Origin of the sequence: Streptomyces sp. NBC_00289, from assembly GCF_041435115.1 — a bacterium.
GTDB lineage: Bacteria > Actinomycetota > Actinomycetes > Streptomycetales > Streptomycetaceae > Streptomyces.
The window spans coordinates 6,132,736-6,157,315 of the sequence record NZ_CP108046.1 but is presented as its reverse complement, the minus strand read 5'-3'; the positions used below and the strand labels follow the sequence as shown (position 1 = coordinate 6,157,315).

The 24,580-nt window shown below is 71.8% G+C and carries 16 protein-coding genes; 9 read left to right on the top strand and 7 right to left on the bottom strand.

The window, feature by feature from the left end; genetic code table 11:
• Positions 1 to 49: 49 nt before the first annotated feature.
• From OG985_RS27860 to OG985_RS27850, 3 genes are all read left to right on the top strand, one after another.
• Positions 50 to 2,263: a CDP-glycerol glycerophosphotransferase family protein gene (locus OG985_RS27860; protein ID WP_371671078.1), complete on the top strand. Its 2,214-nt coding sequence runs from the start codon at positions 50 to 52 to the stop codon at positions 2,261 to 2,263.
• 4 nt (positions 2,264 to 2,267) lie between these two features.
• Positions 2,268 to 4,520 carry a CDP-glycerol glycerophosphotransferase family protein gene (locus tag OG985_RS27855; protein WP_371671077.1) on the top strand — a complete coding sequence of 751 codons (2,253 nt, stop codon included), beginning with the start codon at positions 2,268 to 2,270 and terminating at the stop codon, positions 4,518 to 4,520.
• A gap of 147 nt (positions 4,521 to 4,667) precedes the next feature.
• Positions 4,668 to 6,263 carry a hypothetical protein gene (locus OG985_RS27850; RefSeq protein WP_371671076.1) on the top strand — a complete coding sequence of 532 codons (1,596 nt, stop codon included), beginning with the start codon at positions 4,668 to 4,670 and terminating at the stop codon, positions 6,261 to 6,263.
• On the opposite strand, the gene OG985_RS27845 is transcribed toward OG985_RS27850, so the two are convergent.
• The gene (locus OG985_RS27845; RefSeq protein WP_371671075.1) at positions 6,264 to 6,677 is read right to left on the bottom strand and encodes an organic hydroperoxide resistance protein; all 414 of its coding nucleotides are present in this window, start codon (positions 6,675 to 6,677) and stop codon (positions 6,264 to 6,266) included. It abuts the gene before it with no gap.
• Positions 6,678 to 6,798: 121 nt separating this feature from the next.
• Between OG985_RS27845 and OG985_RS27840 the strand changes: the two genes are divergently transcribed.
• Positions 6,799 to 7,284, top strand: coding sequence for a MarR family winged helix-turn-helix transcriptional regulator (locus OG985_RS27840; protein WP_371671074.1), 486 nt, complete (start codon positions 6,799 to 6,801; stop codon positions 7,282 to 7,284).
• On the opposite strand, the gene OG985_RS27835 is transcribed toward OG985_RS27840, so the two are convergent.
• Entirely contained in the window at positions 7,232 to 8,881 is a 1,650-nt protein-coding gene (locus OG985_RS27835) for a hypothetical protein (RefSeq protein WP_371671073.1), read from the bottom strand. The genes OG985_RS27840 and OG985_RS27835 overlap by 53 nt on opposite strands.
• Positions 8,882 to 8,972: 91 nt before the next feature.
• On the opposite strand from OG985_RS27835, the gene OG985_RS27830 reads away from it, so the two are divergent.
• Together OG985_RS27830 and galE are read left to right on the top strand one after the other, a co-directional pair.
• Positions 8,973 to 10,286, top strand: coding sequence for a glycosyltransferase 87 family protein (locus OG985_RS27830; protein WP_371671072.1), 1,314 nt, complete (start codon positions 8,973 to 8,975; stop codon positions 10,284 to 10,286).
• A gap of 123 nt (positions 10,287 to 10,409) precedes the next feature.
• Positions 10,410 to 11,390, top strand: coding sequence for a UDP-glucose 4-epimerase GalE (galE, locus tag OG985_RS27825; RefSeq protein ID WP_371671071.1), 981 nt, complete (start codon positions 10,410 to 10,412; stop codon positions 11,388 to 11,390).
• Between the two features lie 77 nt (positions 11,391 to 11,467).
• On the opposite strand, the gene OG985_RS27820 is transcribed toward galE, so the two are convergent.
• Entirely contained in the window at positions 11,468 to 12,094 is a 627-nt protein-coding gene (locus OG985_RS27820) for a TetR/AcrR family transcriptional regulator (protein ID WP_371671070.1), read from the bottom strand.
• A 280-nt stretch (positions 12,095 to 12,374) separates the two neighbouring features.
• On the opposite strand from OG985_RS27820, the gene OG985_RS27815 reads away from it, so the two are divergent.
• Both OG985_RS27815 and OG985_RS27810 read left to right on the top strand, forming a co-directional pair.
• Positions 12,375 to 13,292 carry an ABC transporter permease gene (locus tag OG985_RS27815; RefSeq protein ID WP_371671069.1) on the top strand — a complete coding sequence of 306 codons (918 nt, stop codon included), beginning with the start codon at positions 12,375 to 12,377 and terminating at the stop codon, positions 13,290 to 13,292.
• Positions 13,285 to 14,193, top strand: coding sequence for an ABC transporter ATP-binding protein (locus OG985_RS27810; protein WP_371671068.1), 909 nt, complete (start codon positions 13,285 to 13,287; stop codon positions 14,191 to 14,193). Before OG985_RS27815 ends, OG985_RS27810 begins: the two co-directional genes overlap by 8 nt.
• Before the next feature lie 118 nt (positions 14,194 to 14,311).
• Here the strand turns inward: OG985_RS27810 and OG985_RS27805 are convergent, their stop codons facing one another.
• Together OG985_RS27805 and OG985_RS27800 are read right to left on the bottom strand one after the other, a co-directional pair.
• Positions 14,312 to 16,282: a YncE family protein gene (locus OG985_RS27805; RefSeq protein WP_371671067.1), complete on the bottom strand. Its 1,971-nt coding sequence runs from the start codon at positions 16,280 to 16,282 to the stop codon at positions 14,312 to 14,314.
• A 641-nt stretch (positions 16,283 to 16,923) separates the two neighbouring features.
• Positions 16,924 to 21,870, bottom strand: coding sequence for an NAD-glutamate dehydrogenase (locus OG985_RS27800; protein ID WP_371671066.1), 4,947 nt, complete (start codon positions 21,868 to 21,870; stop codon positions 16,924 to 16,926).
• 581 nt (positions 21,871 to 22,451) lie between these two features.
• Between OG985_RS27800 and OG985_RS27795 the strand changes: the two genes are divergently transcribed.
• Positions 22,452 to 23,018 carry a DJ-1/PfpI family protein gene (locus OG985_RS27795; protein WP_371671065.1) on the top strand — a complete coding sequence of 189 codons (567 nt, stop codon included), beginning with the start codon at positions 22,452 to 22,454 and terminating at the stop codon, positions 23,016 to 23,018.
• Between the two features lie 86 nt (positions 23,019 to 23,104).
• Here OG985_RS27795 and OG985_RS27790 read toward each other — a convergent pair whose 3' ends face one another.
• Both OG985_RS27790 and OG985_RS27785 read right to left on the bottom strand, forming a co-directional pair.
• Positions 23,105 to 23,779, bottom strand: a complete 675-nt coding sequence (locus OG985_RS27790; protein WP_371671064.1) for an HAD family hydrolase — start codon at positions 23,777 to 23,779, stop codon at positions 23,105 to 23,107.
• A 72-nt stretch (positions 23,780 to 23,851) separates the two neighbouring features.
• Positions 23,852 to 24,367, bottom strand: a complete 516-nt coding sequence (locus OG985_RS27785; protein WP_371671063.1) for a hypothetical protein — start codon at positions 24,365 to 24,367, stop codon at positions 23,852 to 23,854.
• Positions 24,368 to 24,580 lie beyond the last annotated feature (213 nt).

Here is a 24,580-nt window from a genome sequence, read left to right as displayed (position 1 = left end):
CGCCCGAGGCGTTCCGGGCCTCCGCGAGAACACCGAGAGAAAGAGCAGAATGCCCCGCTTCAGCATCATCGTCCCGTCCCACGGGGTCGCCGGCCGGTTGTCCCTGGCGCTGGACTCGGTCCTCGCCCAGTCCTTCGGCGACTTCGAGCTGATCCCGGTCTGCGACGCGCCCGACTGCCCCGCCGCTGACGTCGTCGCCCGGTACGCCGAGCGGGACACCCGCGTGACCCCGGTGCACTCGCCGGCGTCGGCCGGTCTGGCCGGGGCCCGTAACACCGGGCTGCGGGCGGCGACCGGCGCGTATCTGCTGTTCCTGGACGGCGACGACGTTCTCGTGCCGGGGGCGCTGGCGGCGCTGGACGCCCGGCTGTCGCAGACCGGCGCCGACGGCGAGGCCGACGTCCTGTACGCCGAGTACGAGCGCGCCCCCTGGTGGGAGGGCGAGCCGGCCAACCCGGCGGCGCCGCTGCTGGCGAAGGCACCGCACGGCGCCTTCGCCCCCGGCCGCGCCCCGCGGCTCACCGGCGTGCAGCTGCCGGCCTGGAGCGCCGTCTACCGCCGGGCCTTCCTCACCGGGCACGACATCGCCTTCCCCGAGAGCCACTTCACCGACGTCGGTTTCGGCGGGCTGGTCACGGTCGAGGCCGAGCGGGTGGCGGTGCTGCGCCAGGTCGCCGTACGGCATCTGACGCGCCGCCAGGGCAGCCGCCTCAACCTGCCGGGCCCGCACCACGCCGAACTCCTCGACCAGGCGGACCTGGTGCTGACCAGGGCCGCGGAACGGGAGCTGTCCGGCGAGCGTTCACACGCACTGTTCGAGCAGCTGTTCGCCGCGATCCTGAAGACCGCCGCCCACCCCCGGCGGCTGCCGTCGGGACGCCGCGCCTTCTTCCGCCGGGCGGCCGCGCTGTACCGGCGCCACCGCCCGGCCGGCTTTCCGGTGCCGGGCGGCAGCCTGGGCGTGCAGCACCGGCTGCTGGCGTCCGGCTCGTACACCGCGTTCAGCGCCCTGCGCGGCGCCAACCGGTCGGCCGCGCGGGCGGCCCAGCGCGTCCCGCGCCCGCGCGGCCTGCGCACCCGCCTCCAGTACGCCCGCGCTCTGCGCCGCCCGCTGGATCCCGGCCTCGCCGTGTACTGCGCCTACTGGGGCCGCGGCTACGCGTGCAGCCCGGCCGCGATCCACGCCAAGGCCCGCGAACTCGCCCCGCACCTGCGCTCGGTGTTCCTGGTCGAGCCCGACGCGGTGGCCGGGATGCCCGAGGACGTGGAGTACGCGGTCATCGGCAGCCGTGAGTACTGGGAGGTGCTCGCGCGCGCCACCTATCTCGTCAACAACGCCAACTTCGCGGACGCCGTCGTCAAACGCCCCGGCAGCCTGCACCTGCAGACCCAGCACGGCACCCCGCTGAAGAAGATGGGCATCGACCAGGCGACGTACCCCGTGGTGGCCGCGGCGACCGGCAGTTTCGCCAAGCTGCTGGCCCGGGTGGACCGCTGGGACTTCAACCTGACCTCCAACCGGCACTCGACCGAGATGTGGGAGCGGGCCTTCCCCGCCTCCCACGAGACCCTCGAGTACGGCTATCCGCGCAACGACGTCTACTACACGGCGACCGCCGAGGACGTCGCCCGTGTCCGCCGTGAACTGGGCGTCCCCGAGGGCAGGACGGCTCTCCTGTACGCGCCCACGCACCGCGACTACAGCACCGGCTTCGAGTCCCGCCTCGACCTGGAGGCGCTCTGCGAGGCGATCGGCGACCAGTACGTGATCCTGCTGCGCGCCCACTACTTCTACGACGAGGGCGCGGCGCGCGACAGCGGGCGGATCATCGACGTCACCCGGCACCGCTCCTCCGAGGACGTGTGCCTGGCCGCCGACGCGCTGATCACCGACTACTCGTCGATCATGTTCGACTACGCCAACCTCGACCGGCCGATCGTCGTGTACGCGGACGACTGGGACGTCTACCGGGAGACCCGGGGCGTCTACTTCGACCTGATGGAGGCCCCGCCGGGCCGCGTCGCGCGCACGCCCGGCGAACTGGCGGCCGTCTTCGAGGACGGCTCGTACGCGGACGGCCCGGCCGCCGACCTGCGTGCCGCCTTCCGTGAGCGCTTCTGCCAGTTCGACGACGGACTCGCGGCCGAGCGGACCGTGCGCCGGGTGCTGCTCGGCGAACCGCCCGCGTCGATCCCGCCCGTGATCCCACTCGCCGAGCGCACCCCGGCACCGGCCCCGGCCGCCGCCCTCGTGAGGAGCTGACCCAGTGCCCCGCTTCAGCATCATCGTCCCCGTCTTCAAGGTGCAGGGCTTCCTGCGCGAGTGCCTCGACTCGGTGCTCGGGCAGTCGTACGCCGACTTCGAGGTGATCGCCGTCGACGACCGCTCGCCCGACGGCTGCGGCGCGATCCTCGACCGGTACGCCGAGCGCGACGCGCGCGTACGGGTGCTGCACCTGCCCGAGAACGTCGGCCTCGGCCGGGCCCGCAACGCCGGCCTGGAGCACGCCGGCGGCGACTACGTGCTCTTCCTGGACAGCGACGACCACTACACGCCGGGCCTGCTGGCCTCCGTGGCCGAACGTCTCGGGGCCACCGGCGACCCGGACATCCTGGTCTTCGACCACGTGCGTACCCACTGGTGGGGCCGGGGCGGGCGGAGCAAGGCGGCCGGCCTGCTGGCCGCCGGCGCGGACATCGACACCTTCGACATCCGGGAGAACCCGCAGTACCTGCATCTGTTCCTGGTGGCCTGGAACAAGGCGTACCGGCGTTCCTTCTTCCTGGAGCACGGTCTGCGCTACGCCCCCGGCCTGTACGAGGACGCGCCCGTCACCTACCGCTCGATGGTGCTGGCCGGCCGTATCGCCTGCCTGGACCGGATCGGGGTCGAGTACCGCCAGCGCCGGCAGGGGGCGATCACCAAGACCCCGGGACGGCGCCACTTCGACATCTTCCCGCAGTACGAGGGCCTGTTCGCGTTCCTCGAGGAGCGCCCCGACCTGGACTGGGCGCTTCCGCACCTGTTCGAGCGGGCCATGGACCACATGCTGTTCGTGCTCGCCGCCGAGGACCGGGTGACCGCCGCCGACCGCCCGGACTTCCACCGCGAGATCCGCGCCTTCCACCGCCGTCACCTCCCGGCGGGCTTCACCCCGCCGGACGACGCGCGCGGCACCGAGATGCGGCTGCTGGCGACGGCGCCCTACGCGTCGTACGCGGCCCTGCGTGGGCTGCGCGCGCTGCGCGGCACCGCAGGGAAGGGCGGACGGCGGGCGGCGCGGACGGTGTCGAAGGCGACCCGCCGGACCTCGTACGCGGTCCGCTCCAGGCTCCCCCTCGATCCGCAGCTCGCCGTCTACTCGGCGACCCACCACCGGGGTGTCTCCGGCGACCCGGCCGCCATCCACGCCAAGGCCCGCGAACTCGCCCCGCACATCCACGGGGTGTGGGTGGTCCGGGAGGACGCGGTGGACTCGCTGCCGGCCGGCATCGACCACGTGACGCCCGGCTCGCGGCGCTACCACGCGATCACCGCGCAGGCCACGTACTGGGTGAACAACGTCAACTGGCCGGGCACCCTGGCCAAACGGCCCGGCAGCGTCCACCTCCACACCCACCAGGGCACCCCGCTGAAGTTCATGGCGGCCGACCTGCTCACCAAGCCCGGCGCCCGGCACGGCTTCGACGTGCCGCGGATGCTGCGCCGCGCCGACCGCTGGGACTACAGCCTGGTGGCCAACCGCCACTCCGAACTGGTCTGGGACCGCGCCTACCCCTGCCACTTCACGTCGCTGCGCACCGGCAGCCCCCGCAACGACGTCCTCGTGAACGCCGGCCCCGACGACGGCCGGGCCGTGCGTGCCCGGCTCGGTGTCCCGGACGACCGGACCGTGGTGCTGTACGCGCCGACCCGCCGGGAGTACCGGCGGGGTGGCCACGTCGAGCGGATCGACCTGGTCCGGTTCGCCGCGGACCTCGGCCCGGACCACACCCTCGTGGTCCGCCTGCACCCCTCGCTGGCCACCGGGCACGCGCGCGGTCTGGGGCTGGCCGAACTGCACCGGCGCGGTGTCCTGATCGACGCGACGGACGAACCGCACGTCGAGGACCTGATGCTCGCCTCCGACGTGCTGGTCACCGACTACTCGGCCCTGATGTTCGACTACGCCAACCTGGACCGGCCGATCGTGGTCCACGCCGACGACTGGGACGCGTACGCGGCGAGCCGGGGCGCCTACTTCGACATCACCGCCGAGGCGCCGGGCCACGTGTCGCGCTCCTACCCGGAGCTGGCCCGGCTGTTCGCCTCCGGGGCGTGGCGGGACGAGGAGGCGGCGCGGCTGCGCTCCGCCTTCCGGGACCGGTTCTGCGAGTTCGACGACGGACGGGCCGCCGAGCGGGTGGTGCGGACGGTCATGCTGGGCGAGCGGATGCCCGCGCCCGTGGCCCCGTCCGTCGCCGCGTCGGGCCGGCTGCCGGCCCCCGCTTCCGGACGGGATCTGCTGACCTCGTCGTAGCGCGCGGGGGCGGGTCCGGCGCCGCCCCGGTGCCGGACCCGCCCCCCAGGGCGGCCGCCTCACTCGATGAGGTGACGTGAGTCATGCCGTCGGTCTCGGCGGGAACATACGGCCCATGCCCCAGACGCCCCCTTCTCCGTCCGTCCCGTGAGCGCCGGCACCCTCGTCCGGCGGACCGTGCGCGGCGCGACGGCGCTGCGCGGCGGCCGGCTGCGGCGCCCCACCCCGTACCAGTTGTTCGGCGCCCTGTTCTGGCTGGTGACGACACTGGCGTTCTGGCGGATCCCGCTGTGCTGCGACGCGGGTCAGCACGCGGCGGTCGTCGAGCGCCTCAAGGCGGACCTGCTTCACCCGGCGCACACGATGGCGGACCTGCCGGGCGCGGGCAGCCCGTACTACGGGCCGTACGCCGTCGCCCAGGGCGTCCTCGCGCGGCTGACCGGGCTGTCGGGCTGGGAGGTCGTGAAGCTCGCCGGGCCGGTGCACCTGCTCGTGCTGCTGACGGGGATCGGCCGGTTCGTCCGGGTCCTCACCGCCCGGCCGTGGGCGCCGGTCCTCGCCCTGCTGTCCATGACGCTGCTGTGGGGCACCGCGCGCGTGCTGTGGAGCGGCTACCTCGGGCTGATGCCGATGACGACGAACCTCGGCTATCCGTCCGCGTTCGCCATCGGGCTGACGCTGTGGGCGTGGGCGCTGACGGACACGCGCGCGTACGGGGGCGGGGCGCTGGTGCGCTACGTCGGTCCGAGCGGGCTGGGCAGCTGGTGGGGACATGCCGGGGTCGGCGCGCTGTACGGCCTGATCCTGCTCGTCCACCCGGTGACGGCCGTGTCGGCGGTGACCGGGGCGGTGGCGATCGTGGCGGCCCGGCAGCGGGCGTGGCGGGGGCCGGTGGCGGGGCGGTGGGCTCTCGCGGGCGCGGTCGCCCTCGTGGTCGCCGTCGCGTGGCCGTACTACGACGTGCTGTCGCTGACCGGCGAGGCCGGCCTGGACGAGATGCACCGGCGGCTCTACGAGCAGATGGCGGCGAACTCCTGGCTGGCGCTGCTGGGGGCGCCCGCGCTGTGGGTGCGCGCCCGGCGTTCGGCGCGTGACCCGCTGGTGCTGATGTGCGCCCTGGAGTGCCTGGTGGTGGGGTACGGCTGGGTGAGCGGGCACTACACGTACGGCAGGGCCCTGTGGTCCGTGCTGCTGCCCCTGCAGATCGCGGTGGCCGTGGAGCTGGCGGCGCCCCGGCCGTGGGGGCGGGCCAGGAAGGCGCTCGGCGGGGCCGCGGTCGCGGGGGCGTGCGTCGGGTTCCTCACCGTGCAGGCCGGGGCGGTGGTGCCGCGTTCACTGGATCCGGTGGGGTTCGCGCAGCCGCCGCGCTGGCCGTCGTACGACTGGGCGGCCCGGCACATCGGGTACGGCGAGGTGGTGATCACCGACGGGTACATCGCCGGTCACCTCATCGCCGGATACGGGCCGAACCTCGCCGCGCCGATCTTTCCCGACCCGGCCCTGGACGAGCGGGAACGAACCCGTCGGCTCGACGACGTCCGCGCCTACCTCGCCCCGGGGTCGACCCGCGCCGAGCGCGCCGCCCTCGTCCGCCGCTACCACGTGCGCTGGCTGCTGCTGACGCCCCGACACCCGGTGCCCGCGGAGGCGGTGGTGGTGGCGTGGAGCAGGCGGACGGGCGAGGTACTGGCGCGGGTCCCCTCGGAGGCCGTTGCGGGGTTTCCCCCGGCGGCCGGTCGGTGACTACTCGATGACGAGGTCGACCGGGACGTTGCCGCGGGTGGCGTTGGAGTAGGGGCAGACCTGGTGGGCCTGCTCGACGAGCTTGCGGCCGGTGGCCTCGTCCACGCTGTCGGGCAGTTCGACGCGCAGGGTCACCTTGAGGGCGAAGCCCTCGCCCTGCTTGCCGATGCCGACCTCGGCGGTCACGGCGGCGTCGCTGACGTCGACCTTGGCGGCGCGGCCGACGAGGCCGAGGGCGCTGCCGAAGCAGGCGGCGTAACCGGCGGCGAACAGCTGCTCCGGGTTGGTGCCCTGACCGTTGCCGCCCATCTCCACCGGTATGCCCAGCGCGAGGTCCAGCGTGCCGTCGGAGGAGACGGCACGGCCGTCACGGCCGTGGGTGGCGGTGGCGACAGCGGTGTAGAGCGCGTCCATGGAAAACCATCCCTCTGAGTCGTGTTCCGGCGGCTCCGCTTGCGGCCGCCTTACGGCCTCAAGTAGAGCACACAACTGAATTGTGCACAACTAAATGGCTCGAAAGAGCTATCCTGGAGTCATGACCCCGACGCCGACCCCAGCCACCCAGGAGAACTGGCTCCGCCTGGACCGCCAGATCTGCTTCTCCCTGCACGCCGCCTCACGCGCCTTCAACGGCGTCTACCGCGTCATCCTCAAGGACCTCGGCCTGACCTACCCCCAGTACCTGGTGATGCTGGTGCTGTGGGAGCGCGGCGACCTGCCGGTGAAGAAGCTCGGCGAACACCTGCGGCTCGACTCCGGCACGCTCTCGCCGCTGATCAAGCGGCTGGAGGGGGCGGGTCTCGTACGACGGGAACGCAACACCCGTGACGAGCGCTCGGTACAGGTGCGGCTGACCGAGGAGGGTGCCGCGCTGCGCGAGCGGGCCCTGGAGGTACCGCGCCGGATCTTCGCCTCCACCGGGTTCGACGTGGAGGAGCTCGGCGCCCTGCGCGCCCGCCTCGACGAACTCACCACCGCCCTGGACGCGGCCGCACTGTCGGAGACACCGGGGCAGTCATAGGCGGACGTGGCGTCGGAGACGCCGGGGCGACCATGGACGGTGTCGACGGTTCACTCACGGGCGTGCCGCGCAGGTAGAGGCGGAGGGTCACACCCCGGCGGACGTACTCCTCGTGAGGGCTGAACTGCTCCTTGACGACCGTGAGTTTCGCGCGCTCGGTCGGGTCGCCCGGCGACCAGCGGGAGGTCAGGGCGTACGGCTCGGCGACGACCCAGACGCGGTCCACCGAGGCGAGCCGGCGCCGCAGTTCCCCGGGCCCGGTCTCGCGGCCCCACAGCGTCCCGGACCTGGACCCGGACTCCTCCAGCGCGATGTCCCACGTCCGCCGGAACCCCCGCGGATACGTCAGTGCCGCGAGCCTCCCCACCGACGGCAGGAAGAGCACCGGATCGCCGGGGCGGACCCGGCGGGCGGCGAGGTCGGCGACGGCGGCGAGGTTGTCGGGACGGTGGTCCGGTGAACGGTCGTCCAGGTGCAGGGCAAAGCTCTGGAGGAAGGCGAACGCGACGGCCAGGACGCCGGCGAGAACGACGACCGGTCGGCGGTACGGCAGACGGCGGCAGGGCGGACGACGGCGTGGCGGACGGCGAGCGCCCGGCCGGAGCTCGCGCAGGCGCCCCACGCCCGCGACCACCCGCTCGGCACCGGCGGCCACCAGCAGCGGCGCCCCCGCCAGCGCGTACAGCACATACCGGTCGTGGTAGAGGGGCCGGACCTGGGACACGCCCATCAGGATCACCGGCGGCAGCACCAGGAGCGGACACGCCACCACCGCCACGCGCCGCGCCCCGAGTCCCCCCACCAGCAGCAGGACGGACACCCAGAAGACCGCTCCCGTCGGACCGGCGAAGAGACTTCGCACCAGCCTCTCGACCCGGTCCCAACCCGGCGCCACCAGCCACCCCACCTGCCCCGACTGTCCCTGCGACACCCACACCAGCGGCAGCAGGACCACCCCGGCCACGCCCACGGCACGCGCCCAGCCGGACCACACGGCCCGCGGCACCCGGGCCAGCGCCAGGGTCGCCGCGTGCGCGCAGACCGCCAGCACCGCCAGTTCGTGCAGCAGACAGGTCACGGCGAGGACGCACCCGTACGGCCACCACACCGCGCCGGGCCGCCCCGGCCCGCCGTCCATCGCCCGCACCAGCAGCAGCGTCGCCCCCGCCACTCCGGCCGCGACGAGCGCGTACGACCGCCCCTCCTGCGCGTAATGGCCGGTCAGCGGCGTCACCGCGTAGAGCAGGCCGGCCCACAGACCGACCCGTGGCCGGGCCAGCCGCACCCCGAGGGCCGCGACCAGGGCGGCCGTCGCGGCGGCCGCGCACACCGACGGGAGCCGGAGGACGACCTCGCCGGGGTGGACGGGCAGGACGGCGTGCATGAACAGGTAGTACAGACCGTGCACCGCGTCCACCTCGTGCACCAGCCGCCAGATCTGCGGCACCGTGCGCCAGGCGACCAGGAAGGTGACGCTCTCGTCCCCCCACATGCCGCCGCGGTCCAGACCCCACAGCCCGGCCGCGAGCATCACGACCGCGGGAACCACCACGGCCACCACGCCGGCCGTCGTACGACTGGGCTGCCCGCTCGTCACGAGCCCGATTGTGTGTCGCCGACCGACCTTTGGTGATGATTGGCGGCGTATGAACACTTTTACGTCATACGCCCGGATTACGATCTCCCGGATGAACCTCGCGCCGCACACCCTCATGACCACCGCGGTGAACGCCGTGAGACGCCCGCGCCACCTCTTCCTCGCCGCCGCCTGGCTCGCCGGCCGCGCCCTGATGCTGTGGCTGCTCGCCCACAACTCACTCGACGTACTGGGCGGGGGCCGCGTCGCCGGCGAGGTGTGGCGGCTCTACCACCGCTGGTACGGCGGGCTCGCGCACGGCGCCCTCCCCGCCCACGATCCGCTGTGGCAGTACCCGCCGGGCGCCGGCCCGGTGCTGCTGTCACCCGCCCTGCTGCCGGGCCTGACGTACTTTCAGGCGTTCGTCGTCCTCACCCTCGCCACCGACGCGGCCGTCACGGCGGCACTGGTGCGCGCGGGCGGACGACCCGGCCGCAGTCTGCTCGGCGCGGCGGTGTGGGTGGGCGGGCTCCCCCTGCTGCTGCACCTGCCGCTCGCGCGCTACGACGTGCAGGTCACCGCGCTCGCCGTCCTCGCCCTGTTGACGTTGTCGCGGTCCCCGCGCGCGTGCGGGGCGCTGGCGGCCGCGGGGGCACTGGTCAAGGTGTGGCCGGTGCTGGTGCTGGTGGGGCTGGCGAAGGGGCGCACCGCACGTTCGGCATGGGCGTGGGCGGGGATGACGGCGGCCGTGGCGCTCGCGCTGTTCACGGTCGTGTTCAGCGATCCCTTCGCCTTCCTCCTCCAGCAGAGCGGCCGGGGTGTGCAGATCGAGTCGTTCGGCGGCACGGTGCTCGGCCTCGCCACCCACGCCGGCTGGCCGGGCACGGTTCGGTACCGGTACGGCGCGATGGAGTTCACCGGCCCGTACGTCTCGTCCGTGGCCGACGCCTCGCTGGCACTCACGGCCGTCGCCTTCGGGCTGCTGCTGCTGTGGCGGATCCGGGCCCGGCACCGGGCACCGGCGACGCCGTACGACGCCGCGCTCAGCGCCGTACTGCTGTTCACCGTCACCAGCCGGGTCATCAGCCCGCAGTACATGGTCTGGCTGCTGGGCCTGGCCGCCGTCTGCCTGACCTCACGGCACACCGCACAACGCCCGGTGGCCGCGCTGATCGTGGCGGCGACCGCCGTCAGCTCGGTCGTGTACCCCGTCCTCTACCACGAGGTCGTCACCAGCACCTGGACGGGCTGCGCGCTGATGCTCGTACGCAACGGCCTGCTGGCCGCGGCCGCCGCGCTCTCCTTCACCCGCCTGTGGCGCTCCACGGGCCCGTCCCCGTCCTCGCACGCGGCGGGACCGCTCGAGTCCCTCCTCCCGGTGCCGTCCCGGCACCTTGCCACCCGCGACACGTCACCGTCCTCGTGACGGGGGACCCCGTCTGTGCGGTCGTCGTTCAGCCGGCTCACGGCAGGCGCCGCCGCCTGCTTCACTGAAAAGCGACGGCACACGAGGCGCCACCACGGGCCGACTGACGAGGGGAGGCCGCACATGACCTGGCTGATCACCGGCGGCGCCGGCTACATCGGGGCGCACGTCGTGGAGGCGATGACCGAGGCGGGCGAGCCGACGGTCGTCTACGACGACCTGTCCACGGGTATCGCCGAGCGCGTGCCCGACGGAGTACCGCTGGTGACGGGCTCGACGCTGGACGCCGGTCTGCTGCGGCGCACCCTCGCCGGACACAAGATCACCGGCGTCGTCCATCTGGCGGCGAAGAAACAGGTGGGCGAGTCGGTGGAGCTGCCCCTGCACTACTACCGGGAGAACGTCGAGGGTCTGCGCGTCCTGCTGGAGGCCGTGACAGCCGCCGGTGTGCCCACCTTCGTGTTCTCGTCCTCGGCCGCGGTGTACGGCATGCCGGACGTCGACCTGGTGACGGAGGAGACGCCGTGCGAGCCGATGAGCCCCTACGGCGAGACGAAGTTGGCCGGCGAGTGGCTGGTCAGAGCCACCGGCCGGGCCACCGGTCTGTCCACGGCCTGTCTGCGCTACTTCAACGTGGCGGGCGCGGCCCGTCCGGAGCTCGCGGACGTGGGCGTCTTCAACCTGATCCCGATGGTGTTCGAGAGGCTGACCGACAACGCGCCCCCGCGGATCTTCGGCGACGACTACGCGACCCCGGACGGCACCTGCGTCCGGGACTACATCCACGTGGTGGACCTGGCCGAGGCCCATGTGGCGGCCGCCCGCGCACTGCGCGCCGACCCCGGCCGCGACCTCACCCTCAACATCGGCCGCGGGGAGGGCGTCTCCGTCCGCGAGATGATCGACAGCGTCAACGCCCTCACCGGCTACGACCGTCACCCGACGGTCACCCCGCGCCGCCCGGGCGACCCGGCCCGCGTCGTGGCGTCGGCCGACCGCGCCGCCACCGAACTGGGCTGGAAGGCGAAGCACGACGTCCAGGACATGATCACGTCGGCCTGGGAGGGCTGGGTACGACGGCACCCCGGGGCGGCGCGCCACTAGCCTCACTTCGAGGCACCTTCGAGGCACCTTCGAGCGCCTCAGCGGGCCTCCCGGCGCCTCACCGGCCTCCCGGCACATCACAGTGCCTTGAGCGCCTCCGCCGTCGCCCGGGCCAGCGCGCCCAGGTAGCCCTTCGGCAGCTTCGGGCTGCGGATCACCACCGAACGCCAGTACAGAGGCCCCGAGATCAGGTCGAGGGCCAGATCCTCGTCTGCGTCGGGGCTGATCTCGCCGCGTCGCGCGGCCGCCACCACGATCCTGCTGGCGACGCCCTCCTGCCCCTCGCGGAGGGCCTTCTGCATGGCCTCGGCGATGTCGGGATTGCGGGCCGCCTCGGCCTGGAGGTCCGGGATGATCTGCGAGGCCACGGGGTGGCGCAGCGCACGGGAGGTCACCTCGTACAGCAGCCGCAGATCGCCCTCCAGCGAGCCGGTGTCCGGCGCCGGCAGGCCCTGCACCGCGATCGCCGAGACCAGGTCGAGGACCAAGTGCTGCTTGGAGCGCCAGCGGCGGTACACCGCGGTCTTGCCGACGCCCGCGCGGCGCGCGATCCCCTCGATCGACATCCGCGCGTAGCCGACGGACGCGAGCTCCTCGAAGACGGCCGCCCGGATGGCTTCCGTCACATCCTTCCGGAGCACGGCGGCTCCCGCGGGGGTCCGGCGGCGCGGACGCGCCTGGGGCTCCTCTGGGTTCGTCGTCATACGTCCAGCATAGAGCGTTGCGACGAAACGGTTGCGTCCCGACGCCGGAGACGTCGCGACGAACCGATGCCGTCGCCGCGACGGTACCGGTTCCGCGTCACGACCGCGTCACGACGAAACGGTTGCGTTCCGACGCCCACTCGGCCTACGCTCACGTCACGACGATACGGTCCCGTCCCGACGTAAGAAAACGTGAAGAGAAGCGTAAGGAAACTCCGGGTGACCAGCCCGGCGGCAGCCGAACGCGCGCCACCCCTCCCCCCGAGTGAAAGCAGCGGATGTGAGCCAGGTCCTCCACACACCGCCCCCGACGCCGGCCCCGGCCGACGACGATCTCGCGGCCCTCGCCGCCCGCCACGGCCTCTCGGTCAGCGGCGCCCGCCCCTCCCTGCCGGAGTACGTCCGCCAGTTGTGGGACCGGCGCCACTTCATCGCGGCCTTCTCCACCGCCAAGCTCACCTCGCAGTACAGCCAGGCGAAGCTGGGCCAGGTCTGGCAGGTGATGACCCCCCTGCTGAACGCGGCGGTCTACTACTTCATCTTCGGCGTGCTGCTGCAGACCAAGAAGGGCGTGCCGGACTACATCCCGTTCCTGGTCACGGGCGTGTTCATCTGGACGTTCACGCAGAGCTCGATCATGTCGGGCACCCGGGCCATCGCGGGCAACCTCGGTCTCGTCCGGGCACTGCACTTCCCGCGGGCCGCGCTGCCCATCTCGTTCGTCCTCCAGCAGCTCCAGCAGCTGCTGTTCTCGATGGCCGCCCTGGTCGTCATCCTGCTCTGCTTCGGCGTGCCGGTCGCCGCCTCCTGGGTGCTGGCGATCCCGGCCCTGGTCCTCCAGTTCACCTTCAACGCGGGCGTCTCGATGATCGTGGCCCGGCTGGGGGCCAAGACGCCGGACATCGCGCAGCTGATGCCGTTCGTGCTGCGCACCTGGATGTACATCTCCGGCGTGATGTGGAGCATCGACCACCTGCTCCAGCGGCACACCGGCCTGCCGTCCTGGGTGGCGCCCACGCTGCAGGCCAACCCGCCCGCCGTCTACATCGACCTCATGCGGTACGCGCTGATCGACAGCTTCCACTCGAGCCAGCTGCCGGCCCACGTGTGGCTGCTCGCCGCGGGCTGGGCGCTGCTCGCCGGAGTCGGCGGCTTCATCTACTTCTGGAAGGCTGAGGAGACGTACGGCCGTGGCTGAGCACACCGAGTACCCCTGCGAGAGCGACGGCGAGCGCGTCCCCACCGTCGTCGTCGACAAGGTCGACATCGTCTACCGGGTCAACGGCACCGGAGCCGGCCGCGGTTCCGCCACCGCCGCCCTCAACCGCATGCTGCGCCGCGAGAAGGCGGAGCGGGCCGCGGGCGTGCGCACGGTGCACGCCGTCAGGAACGTGTCCTTCGCCGCGTACCGGGGCGAGGCGATCGGTCTGATCGGCAGCAACGGCTCGGGCAAGTCGACGCTGCTCAAGGCGGTCGCGGGCCTGCTGCCGGTGGAGAACGGCCGTATCCACACCGACGGGCAGCCCTCCCTGCTCGGCGTCAACGCGGCCCTGATGAACGACCTCACCGGCGAGCGCAACGTCTACCTCGGCGGCCTGGCCATGGGGATGTCCCGCGAGCAGGTCAAGGAGCGCTACCAGGAGATCGTCGACTTCTCCGGCATCAACGAGAAGGGCGACTTCATCACCCTGCCGATGCGCACCTACTCCTCCGGCATGGCGGCCCGGCTGCGCTTCTCCATCGCCGCCGCCAAGGACCACGACGTCCTGCTCGTCGACGAGGCGCTGGCCACCGGTGACGCCTCCTTCCGGAAGCGGTCCGAGGCCCGTATCCGCGAACTGCGCGAACACGCCGGCACCGTCTTCCTGGTCAGCCACAACAACAAGTCGATCCGCGACACCTGCGACCGCGTGCTGTGGCTGGAGCGCGGCGAACTGCGCATGGACGGACCCACCGAGGAGGTCCTGGAGGCGTACGAGGCGTTCTCCGGCGGCCCGGAGAAGCCCAGGCCGAAGCCCCGGCCGAAGAAAGCTCCCCCGAAGGCCCCCGAGCAGGTCCGGGACACGATCGAGGACACGAAGGTGCCGCTCTCGTCGTGAGGCGTGAGGCGTGAAGCGTGAAGTGCGCCGTCGTGGGGCGTGACGCACGCGTGTCGGGTACGGCCCCGGGTGAGTCCGGGGCCGTACCCGACACGGCTTCGAGCCGGATCAGCGCAGGTCAGTTGGTGAAGGCCATGTACTTCCAGGGCCCGTACGTCGTGGAGTTGACCGTGTCGCCGGAGGAGCCGTTGATGTACGACGAGCGCATCCGGGCGCGGATGCCGGACTCGCCCGGGGCCTCCAGGCGTACGGCCGACTTGCCGCTGGTGCCGAGGGCGAAGTACTCCGACCCGGAGTCGTACCAGCGGCCCTGGTAGTAGACCTCGAGCTCGAACCGCTGCTTGCGGCCCGCGTAGTAGTTCATGGTGGTGGTGAACACCGGGTCGGTGTTCTTGCGGAAGTAGTAGTACTTCGTGGAGCCGATCCTGCCCGTCCTGTAGTGCTTGGAGACGGAGGTGGAGATCCTCGCCCGGGCGTAGGCGGTCGACTTCGTGGTCTTGCCGGCGTAGCGGGCGTCCCCGGCGAAGACGGCGGTGACGGTGGTGTCACGCGTCATGTCGACGGTCGCCGACAGGTTGCCGTGCGAGTTGACCCTGGCCTTCTTCAGCAGCTTCTTCGGCTTGTCGGTACCGAAGGGGTCCGCGTAGATCTCGACCGTGCGGTTCTTGTACGTGGTGCCGAGGTGCGCCGTGAAGGAGACGTCCTTGCCGTACGAGTACAGCTTGCCGTTGTTGGTCAGGCTCAGCGCGGTCGCCTTGCGGGAGACCTGCACGCTGTCGGAGCCCACGGCGGTGGCGTGCGTGGCGTCGCCCGCGTAGGACACCTTGTAGGTGACCTTGCCGCCGGCGGGCGGGGTGTCCGTGAAGGAGAAGCTGCCGTCGGCCTTCGTCGTGGCGGCGGGCAGGGTCTTGCCGTTCGGCGACTCGATGTCCGTACGGGTCACCGTCAGACCGGTGCCCGCGGCGAGCGGCACCTTCGAGGTGAGCTTGCCGGTGACGGTGAGCTTCTTGGCCCGGGCCGACGTCGCGGGCGCCGACACCTTGAGGGTCGGCAGCTCCTTGGTGGGGTCGGTCATGGCACGCAGGGTGTACGTGCCGGCGGTGTTCACGGAGACGGCGAGCACCCGGCCGGCGTCCGGCGCCCAGGCCAGCGCGCCGTCCACGAGGGTGTCGGCGCCGCTGCTGTCGCCGGTGTTGGGGAAGTCGTACTCCCGTACCGACGTCAGGTCACCGGGACGGTGGATGTGGACGTCGGGCTCGTACCAGGAGAAGCTGCCGCCCGCGACACTGCCGTCGGGCGCGACGGCCACGGCGTTCGGGTAGGCGTCGATCGGGTAACTCGCCACCTCCGTCAGGTCGGTGGTCGAGTAGGCGGGGAGGCCGTACCCGTTGCCGGTGCCGTCCCAGGAGGTGATGACCTGGCCGCCGTCGGGCGTCAGGTCCAGCTGCTTCACGGAGGTGTCCATGCTGCCCTTGACCCGCAGCACGGCACCGTCGGCCGAGACGTCGTACACCGCGAGCGTGCCGCCGCTGCCGGCCACCAGGACGCCCGGCGCGGCCGGATCGGAGCCCAGCAGCATCGGGCCGGTGAAGAAGCCGGCGTCCGCCTTCTGGTCCAGGTGCACGACCGGTTCGGCGGTGGAGAGGTCGAGCGAGCCGAGGTTCGAGCCGTAGCCGAACCAGACGCGGCCGTCGACGACCTCCAGGTCGGACGGAGCGTCGGCGCCCAGTTCGTAGCTCGCGGTCTGGGTGTACGTCTGCGTCTCCACCGAGACGATCCGGTCGCTGCCCTTGACGGCCGCGTACACCTGGCCGGAGTCGGCTGACAGCGCCAGGCCCGTCACACCGGGCAGTCCGGTGAGGGTCGCCTTGACCGCGCCCGCGTAGTCGGTGACCACGATCTTGCCGCCGGTCGGATCGGACAGGTACACGCGCCGGTGGACCCCGTCCACGACGATGTCGCCCACGGACTTCACCGGAAGAACCCTGGCGGAGTCGGCCGCCGCCACCCCCGCCGTACCCGCGGCGAGCGCCGCGGAGCTGAAGAGAACCGCGAGTGCCGTCGCGGTAGAAGTGCTGCGCCTGCGCACAGTGATGTGAACCCCCACAGAGAATGCCCGGTGGTCCCCGAGCAGATGAGTAGGCCACGCGTCCCCCCTCACGCCGGTACCGACGTGCGGACGCTGCCGAGTACGCAGCGTATGACATGCCAGTGACAGTTGAGGACTGGATTACAGCGCGAACGGGAGCACACGAGCGTCGACGTGAGCGGCATGCGCTCCGGGCGGCTCGATGCACCGACGCCTCGGACGGTCCGACGGACCGAGCGGCCGGCGGCCCGATCTGACGATCCGGGCGGCCGGCGGCCCGGCGGCCCGGCGGCCCGGCGGCTCGGCGGCCCGGCGGCTCGGTCTTCCGGGCGGCCGGCGGCTCGATGCACCGACGACTCAGACGGACCGAGCGGCCGGCGGCTCGATCTGACGATCCCGGCGGCCCGGCGGCTCGATGCACCGACGCCTCGGACGGTCTGACGATCCCGGCGCCCGGCGCTTCGGACGGTCCGCGGCTCGGGCAGCTCGCGCGCTCGGGCGCTCGGGCAGCTCGGGGCCGCCTCGGGCCCGGACGCTCCCCGCGGCCCCGACGGCCCAGGCGCTCCAGCCCTCCGCCGCAGTCCCCGAACCAAAGGCGCCCCCGGCCTTCACGGCCAGGGGCGCCCTCGTGCGCGTATCGGCTAGGAATGCGTGCGCAGCAGTGTCCGCATCGTCCGCATCGCCACCGACAGGTTCGCCAGGTCGAAGGCATCCGAGCCCTGGATCTCCTCAAGGGTCGTGCGCGCCCGGCCCAGAATCGGCGCGTTCCTCTCCTCCCACGCCTTGAAGCGCTGCTCGGGGGTCGAGGTGCCGTTGCCCACGGCGAGCACGTCGGCGGTCAGGGACGCGTGGGCCGCGTACAGGTCCTCGCGGATCGAGGCGCGGGCCATGGACTGCCAGCGGTCGGCGCGGGGCAGCTCGATGATGCGGTCCATGAGCTGGGTGATGTGGAGCCGGTCGGCGAGGTCGTAGTAGACGTCGGCGACGTCCAGCGGCTCCTTGCCCATGCGGTCGGCCACCGAGACGATGTCGAGCGTCGGGAAGGCGGACGAGAACCCGGCCACCCGCGTGGCCAGTTCGTCCGGGACACCCACGCCCGTCAGCTCGTCGTAGATCTGCTGGTACCACTCCAGGTCCGCGCCGCGCAGCAGCTTCGGCAGCTGCGCCCAGACCAGCTCGACGCGCTCGGAGAAGAACTCCACCGTCTCGGCGAGCTGCAGCGGCTGCGGCCGGTTGTTGAGCAGCCAGCGTGTGCCGCGCTCCACCAGGCGGCGCGAGTGCAGCCGGATACGGGTCTGGACGGCGGCCTCGACCGTGTTGTCCAGCGCCTCCACCCCGTCCCACACCGCGCCCGAACGGAAGATCGTGCGGGCCACGGTCTGGGCGCGGACGATCTCCTCAAGCGAGGCGCCGGTCTCCTCGCGCAGGCGGTGCAGATAGGTCGTACCGCCCGTGTTGACCGTGTCGTTGACCAGGACGGTCGTGGTGATCTCACGGTTCAGCGGGTGGCCGTCGATCCGGTCGGCGAACTTCTCGCGCAGCGCGGCCGGGAAGTAGGTGTGCAGCAGACCGCGCAGATACGGGTCGTCCGGCAGTGAGGTGTGCAGCAGCTCCTCGGCGACCGTGATCTTCGTGTACGCCAGCAGCACGGCCGTCTCGGGGCTGGTCAGGCCCTGCCCGGCGCCGAGGCGTTCGCGGATCTGGCGGTCGGTGGGCAGGAACTCCAGCGCCCGGTCCAGCAGTCCCTCCCGCACCAGGTGGCGCATGTACCGCTGCTGCGCGTGGAGCATGTCCTTGGACTGGGCGAGGGCGTTGGCGATCGCCGTGTTCTGCGCGTAGTTGTTGCGCAGGACCAGTCCGCCGACCTCGTCGGTCATCTCGGCGAGCTGCTTGTTGCGCTGCTTGACCGTCATGTCGCCGTCCGCGACCAGACCGTTGAGCAGGATCTTGATGTTCACCTCGTGGTCGGACGTGTCCACGCCCGCGCTGTTGTCGATGGCATCGGTGTTGATCTTGCCGCCGTGCAGCGCGAACTCGATCCGGCCGAGCTGGGTCAGACCGAGGTTGCCGCCCTCTCCGACGACCTTGACCCGCAGGTCGGCGCCGTCGACCCGGATCGGGTCGTTGGCCTTGTCGCCGACGTCCGCGTGGGACTCCGTCGACGCCTTGACGTACGTACCGATGCCGCCGTTCCACAGCAGGTCGACCGGCGCCCTGAGGATCGCCTTCATCAGGTCGGCCGGGGTCATCTTGGACACCTTGTCCTCGATGCCCAGCGCCTGGCGGATGTGCGCGTTGACCGGGATGGCCTTGGCGCTGCGGGGGAAGACGCCGCCGCCCGCGGAGATCAGCTCGCTGTTGTAGTCGGCCCAGCTGGAGCGCGGCAGCTCGAAGACGCGGCGGCGCTCGGCGTAGGAGGCGGCCGCGTCCGGGGTCGGGTCGAGGAAGATGTGCCGGTGGTCGAAGGCGGCGACCAGGCGGATGTGCTCGGACAGCAGCATGCCGTTGCCGAACACGTCACCCGACATGTCCCCGATGCCGACGACGGTGAAGTCCTCGGTCTGGGTGTCCACGCCCAGCTCCCGGAAGTGCCGCTTGACGGACTCCCAGGCACCGCGGGCGGTGATGCCCATGCCCTTGTGGTCGTAGCCGGCGGAGCCGCCGGAGGCGAAGGCGTCGCCGAGCCAGAAGTTGTACTGCTCCGCGACGCCGTTGGCGATGTCGGAGAAGGTCGCGGTGCCCTTGTCGGCGGCGACCACGAGGTAGGTGTCGTCCTCGTCGTGCCGGACGACGTCCGCCGGGGGCACGACCTCGCCGGCCACCATGTTGTCGGTGATGTCGAGCAGCGCTGAGATGAACGTCTTGTAGCTGGCGATGCCCTCGGCCAGCCAGGCGTCCCGGTCCACGCTCGGGTCGGGCAGCTGCTTGGCGACGAAGCCGCCCTTGGCGCCCACCGGCACGATGACGGTGTTCTTCACCATCTGCGCCTTCACCAGGCCGAGGATCTCCGTCCGGAAATCCTCCTTGCGGTCGGACCAGCGCAGTCCGCCTCGGGCGACCTTCCCGAACCTCAGGTGCACGCCCTCCACCTGCGGCGAGTACACCCAGATCTCGAAGGCCGGGCGCGGCGCGGGCAGATCGGGGATCGCCTGCGGGTCGAACTTCATGGAGACGTACGCGTGCGGCTTGCCGCCCGCCGCCTCCTGGAAGAAGTTCGTCCGCAGGGTCGCCTTGATGACGGTGAGGAAGGACCGCAGGATCCGGTCCTCGTCGAGACTCGCCACCTGGTCGAGCGCCGCCTCGAGCTCTTCCAGCAGGGCGTCGACGAGTTCGTGTCCGGCGCGCTGCCGGTCCGGCGACATCCGTGCCTCGAACAGCGACACCAGCAGCCGGGTGGTGTGCACGTTGTTGCGGAGGGTGTCCTCCATGTAGTCCTGGCTGAAGGTGGAACCCGCCTGGCGCAGGTACTTCGCGTACGCCCGCAGCACCATCGCCTGCCGCCAGCCCAGCCCGGCGCTGAGCACCAGGGCGTTGAAGCCGTCGTTCTCGGCCTTGCCGGTCCAGGTGGCGGCGAACGCCTCCTGGAAACGCTCGCGGGCGTCGTCGCCGAGGTAGTCACCGCCGCCGTTCTGCGTCTGGGGCATGCGCAGGCCGAAGTCGTAGACCCAGGCGACACTGCGGTCCGAGCAGCGCAGTTCGTACGGCCGCTCGTCCGTCACCTCGACGCCGAGCCGGCTGAGGACCGGCAGCACCGCGGACAGGGAGACCGCGTCGCCCTTGCGGTAGATCTTGAACCGGCGCTCCTCGGGCGCGGCGCCCACCGGCTCGTAGAGGCTCAGCGCGAAGTCCTTGCCGCTGTGCTCCTGGGCTTCGGTGAGCCGCTCGATGTGCACCAGGTCGGCGACCGCGGCACGCGGGTTGTGGTCGGCCTTGTAGCCCTCCGGGAAGGCGTTGCCGTAGCGGCGCAGCAGCTCGGCCGCGCGCTCCTCGCCCAGCTCGGCGTTGAGCGCCTCGGCGAAACCGTCGGCCCACGAGCGGGCGGCCTCCACCAGCCGGGCCTCGATGCGCTCCTTGTCGGCGTCGGACAGCTGCGCCAGCTCGGTGCCCTGCGGGACCCGGACCACGAAGTGCAGCCGGGACAGGATCGACTCGGTGTTCCACGCCGTGAAGTCGACGCTGGTGCCGCCGAGTTCCTCCTTCAGGAGGTCGATGATCCGCAGCCGCACACCGGTGGTGTAGCGGTCGCGGGGAAGGTAGACGAGGGCGGAGTAGTAGCGCCCGTACTCGTCCTGGCGGAGGTAGAGGCGCAGCCGCCTGCGCTCCTGGAGGTACAGCACCGAGGTGACGATGGACTGCAGTTCGTCGGCCGGGGTCTGGAAGAGCTCGTCGCGCGGGTAGGTCTCCAGGATCTGCAGCAGATCGCGCCCGTCATGGCTGTTGGGCGAGAACCCGGCGCGCTCCAGCACCTCCTCGACCTTGCGCCGGATGACCGGCACCCGGCGCACGGACTCGGTGTAGGCGGCGGAGGAGAACAGTCCGAGGAAGCGCCGCTCGCCGACGACGTTGCCCTGCTCGTCGAACTTCTTGACGCCGATGTAGTCGAGGTACGACGGCCGGTGCACGGTGGCACGGCTGTTGGCCTTGGTCAGCACGAGGAGCTTGTGCTCGCGGGCCTTGGCGCGGGCGTCGGCGGGCAGCCGCTCGAAGGAGGGGCTGACGGGGTGGCTCTCGTCGCTCGCGTGGTGCGGGTCCGAGCGCAGTATGCCGAGACCGGTGCCGGGCACCGCGGCGAGCGAGTCGTCGTCGCGCAGCTGGTACTCGCGGTAGCCGAGGAAGGTGAAGTGGTCGGCGGCCAGCCAGCGCAGCAGCTCGCGGGCCTCCTCGATGTCCTGGCCGCGCAGGTCGGACGCGACGGGCTCCTTGGGCAGCTCGTCGGCCATGCGCATCGCCGCGTCCCGCATCTTGTCCCAGTCCTCGACGGTCTCGCGAACGTCGGACAGGACACGCAACAGTTCGGCGGTGATCTGCTTCAGGTCGGCACGGTCGGTCTCGCGGTCGATCTCGACGTGGATCCAGGACTCGGTGTGCGCGTCGTGCGGAAGACCGTCGGTGACGGGCGCGGTGAGCACCTCGATGAGCTTGCCGGTGACATCGCGGCGCACGAACATCTGCGGGTGGATGACGACGTGGATGCCGCGGCCCTGACGGGTCAGCTCGTTCGTCACGGAGTCCACGAGGAAGGGCATGTCGTCGGTGACGACCTCGACGACGGAGTGGCTGCAGGTCCAGCCGTTCTCCTCGACGGTCGGGGTGTGGACCCGCACGCTGGCCGTGCCCTGCGGGCGGTTCTCGGCCAGTCGGTAGTGCGAGAAAGCGGCTCCGAAGACGTCGACCGGGTCGCGGTCGGTGAGGTCCTCCGGGGCGGTGTGCAGGTAGTAGCGCTGGAGGAACGCGAGCACGGTGTCCGGGTCCGGAGTGCCCTCGTCCGCCGTCCCGGTCGGTAGGTGCCCACCGACCGGGCTGTTCTCAGCAACCCGGGCGGCCCTTTCGAGCAGCTCGGCCTTGGCTTCGTCCAGCTTGGTCTGCATTGTCCTCTGGCTCCTGTCGCGCGCCATTGCGTGACGTAGAAGGAAGTACGGTCTCTTCCCCTCCGACGCAACGTCCAGACGCGGGGTGTCCGGTCTGCTCCGACGCTATGCCGCAAGGTGAGATGAGCGGGGGGTTATCAGCCATTCTCGACGCGCCCGCACGGTGTGACGCTGATCTCTGCGCCGCCTGCGTCGGGTGTGTGTACGGCGTCCTGGGAGCCCTTGCGGCCCCGTCCCGCCCGCGAAGACCAGCGACCGCCGCCCGGTCACGGAGATGGTCCGTGCTCGCCGGGCGCAGGGCAGGGGCGGCAGTGCCCCCGCGAACTATCGCGCTGATCACGCCACCAGGCTATCGCTCTCGGGAGGGGGGCCGTCATGAGCCGTATGTGTACAAAACCAGGGGGGGAACTTTGACATTCTGCACAGGGGCGGGGACGGCCGATCCGGCGTATCGCGCCTGCCGCGCCGCGCACCGACGGGTGAGTTCGGAACCGGCTCGCCGGGCGGTCCGGTAGGCCGACGGGGACTCCGTCGCCGCGCGCCCCCTTGGCAAGGCCGCTTCCGGGAGGCACGTTGCCGACATGACAGCAAAAATCCTCATCGTCACCGGAGACGCGGCGGAGTCGCTGGAGGTCCTGTACCCCTACCAGCGCCTCCGCGAGGAGGGCTACGAGGTCCACATCGCGGCCCCCACCCGCAAGAAGCTCCAGTTCGTCGTCCACGACTTCGAACCCGGCTTCGACACCTACACCGAGAAGCCCGGCTACACCTGGCCCGCCGACCTCGCCTTCGCCGAGGTGGATCCCGGCCAGTACGTAGCCGTGGTCATCCCCGGCGGCCGCGCGCCGGAGTACCTGCGCAACGACCCCGAACTCCGCAAGATCCTGAAGTCCTTCTTCGACGCGGACAAGCCCGTGGCCCAGATCTGCCACGGCCCCCTGCTCACCGCCGCGATCGACGGTCTGCGCGGTCGCCGGGTCACGGCCTACCCGGCGCTGGAACCGGACATGCAGGCCGCGGGAGCCACCTTCCAGGACGCCGAGGCGGTCGTCGACGGCACCCTGGTCTCCTCCCGCGCCTGGCCGGACCACTCCGCCTGGATGCGGGAGTTCCTGACGGTGCTGCGCGCCAAGGCACCGGTGACCTGACCGCACCTCCCACCGGCAGGCGTCCGCCGCCCGACACGGCCGGGCGCCTGCCGAACCCACCCGTGTCCGGGCGGCGGGCACGCGCCTCAGGCCGCCAGTCTCGCCGCCTCCTCGACCGCCTCCGCCAGGGTGTCCACGACCGGGACGCCCACTTCCTCCAGGCTGGCCCGGCCGTGCGAACCGCCGGTGTACAGCACGGCGCGCGCCCCGACGTGCAGCGCGGCCACCGCGTCGTCGGCGGCGTCCCCGATCACCACCGTACGAGCGGGGTCCACGCCGGCCGCCCCGGTCAGCGCCGCGAGATGCCGCACCATGTGCTCGGCCTTGCTGCCGCCGGAGGGACCGGTCCGCCCGTCCACCCGCAGGAAGTGCGGCTCGATCCCGAACCCGCGCACCAGCGGCACGAGTTCGTCGTGCCCGTACATGCTCAGGAGGGACTGGCTGCGTCCCGCCGACTGCCATCCCGTGAGCAGCTCCACCGCGCCGTCGGTGAGCCCGCAGCTGATCCGGTGCTGCGTGTAGTACCGGTGGAAGACCTCGTCCATGACCTCCCACTCGGCGTCGGTCGGCAACCGCCCCAGCAACCGCTCGTAGAACTTCGGCACCGGCACGCAGTACAGCGTCCGGTACCGCTCCAGGGTGATCGCCTCGAGCCCCAGCTCGGCGAACGCCGCGTTCGTCGCCCCGATGATCGCGTCGTTGTCGTGGAACAGCGTCCCGTTCCAGTCCCAGACAATGTGCGCGCCTGTCTGCTTCCCCATGCCGGAAACGTACCCGCCGCCACTGACAATCAAGAGACCGGCAGGTGACGAGTCCCGCGCGGCAGGCCGCGCCTACTCACCCAGTCCCACCAGGTTCGGGATCTCCTGCCGCGCGAACCACAGCAGCTCGTGGTCCTCGGCGCCGTCCACCACGAACTGGGCGTCGTCGTCCCCCGCGTCCGCCGCCGGCAGTGCCTCCGCCGCGGCCGTCACATCCGCCTCCGCGTCATCCGAGTCGACGTGCACCGAGGCCGCCTTGGCCAGCGGCACGGCAGCGGCGATCCGCACCTCGCCGAGCGCCGCCGGGTCGAGTGCCCGGTCCGGGTCGGCGACCGCCGCGCCGTCGGCCACGTCGACGGCGACCACGACCCGCCGCCGCACCGCCCCCGAGTCCGCCGCCAGCAGCCGGAGCGAGGCCAGCGCGGCCCGGTTCAGCGCCGCGTACTCCAGTTCCTCGATGTCGTCGGAGAGGTACCACTCGCGCAACGCCGGCGTGACGGCGTACGCGACGAGCGGCCCGGCCCCCAGCTCTCCCGCCTTGTACGCCTCGGCGAGACCGGAGAGGGTCAGGGGGACGTAGACGCGCATGACAGTCCGCTTTCCTGGTCGGTGTGGTTCGCGGTGCTCGGGCGTGGTGCCTGGGCGTGGATCGTGGTCGGTTACGTGGGCGGGAGAGACCCTCCCCGGCGCACCCGGACGGCTCTCAGGATACGTGCGGGAGTCCCCTTTCGAGTTCCTGCCCACCCCCCGGCAGGCGTCCACTCCCCGCCCCGGCGTTCACCCGGTCCGTCCCTGTCAGCA

Bases quoted from the DNA above. Each gene is read 5' to 3' on its own strand.
- OG985_RS27840 (WP_371671074.1), top strand. From the start codon at position 6,799: ATGACCCCGACGCCGACCCCAGCCACCCAGGAGAACTGGCTCCGCCTG.
- OG985_RS27800 (WP_371671066.1), bottom strand. From the start codon at position 21,870: ATGCAGACCAAGCTGGACGAAGCCAAGGCCGAGCTGCTCGAAAGGGCC.
- OG985_RS27845 (WP_371671075.1), bottom strand. From the start codon at position 6,677: ATGGACGCGCTCTACACCGCTGTCGCCACCGCCACCCACGGCCGTGAC.
- OG985_RS27795 (WP_371671065.1), top strand. From the start codon at position 22,452: ATGACAGCAAAAATCCTCATCGTCACCGGAGACGCGGCGGAGTCGCTG.
- OG985_RS27785 (WP_371671063.1), bottom strand. From the start codon at position 24,367: ATGCGCGTCTACGTCCCCCTGACCCTCTCCGGTCTCGCCGAGGCGTAC.
- OG985_RS27820 (WP_371671070.1), bottom strand. From the start codon at position 12,094: ATGACGACGAACCCAGAGGAGCCCCAGGCGCGTCCGCGCCGCCGGACC.
- OG985_RS27830 (WP_371671072.1), top strand. From the start codon at position 8,973: ATGAACCTCGCGCCGCACACCCTCATGACCACCGCGGTGAACGCCGTG.
- galE (WP_371671071.1), top strand. From the start codon at position 10,410: ATGACCTGGCTGATCACCGGCGGCGCCGGCTACATCGGGGCGCACGTC.
- OG985_RS27860 (WP_371671078.1), top strand. From the start codon at position 50: ATGCCCCGCTTCAGCATCATCGTCCCGTCCCACGGGGTCGCCGGCCGG.
- OG985_RS27790 (WP_371671064.1), bottom strand. From the start codon at position 23,779: ATGGGGAAGCAGACAGGCGCGCACATTGTCTGGGACTGGAACGGGACG.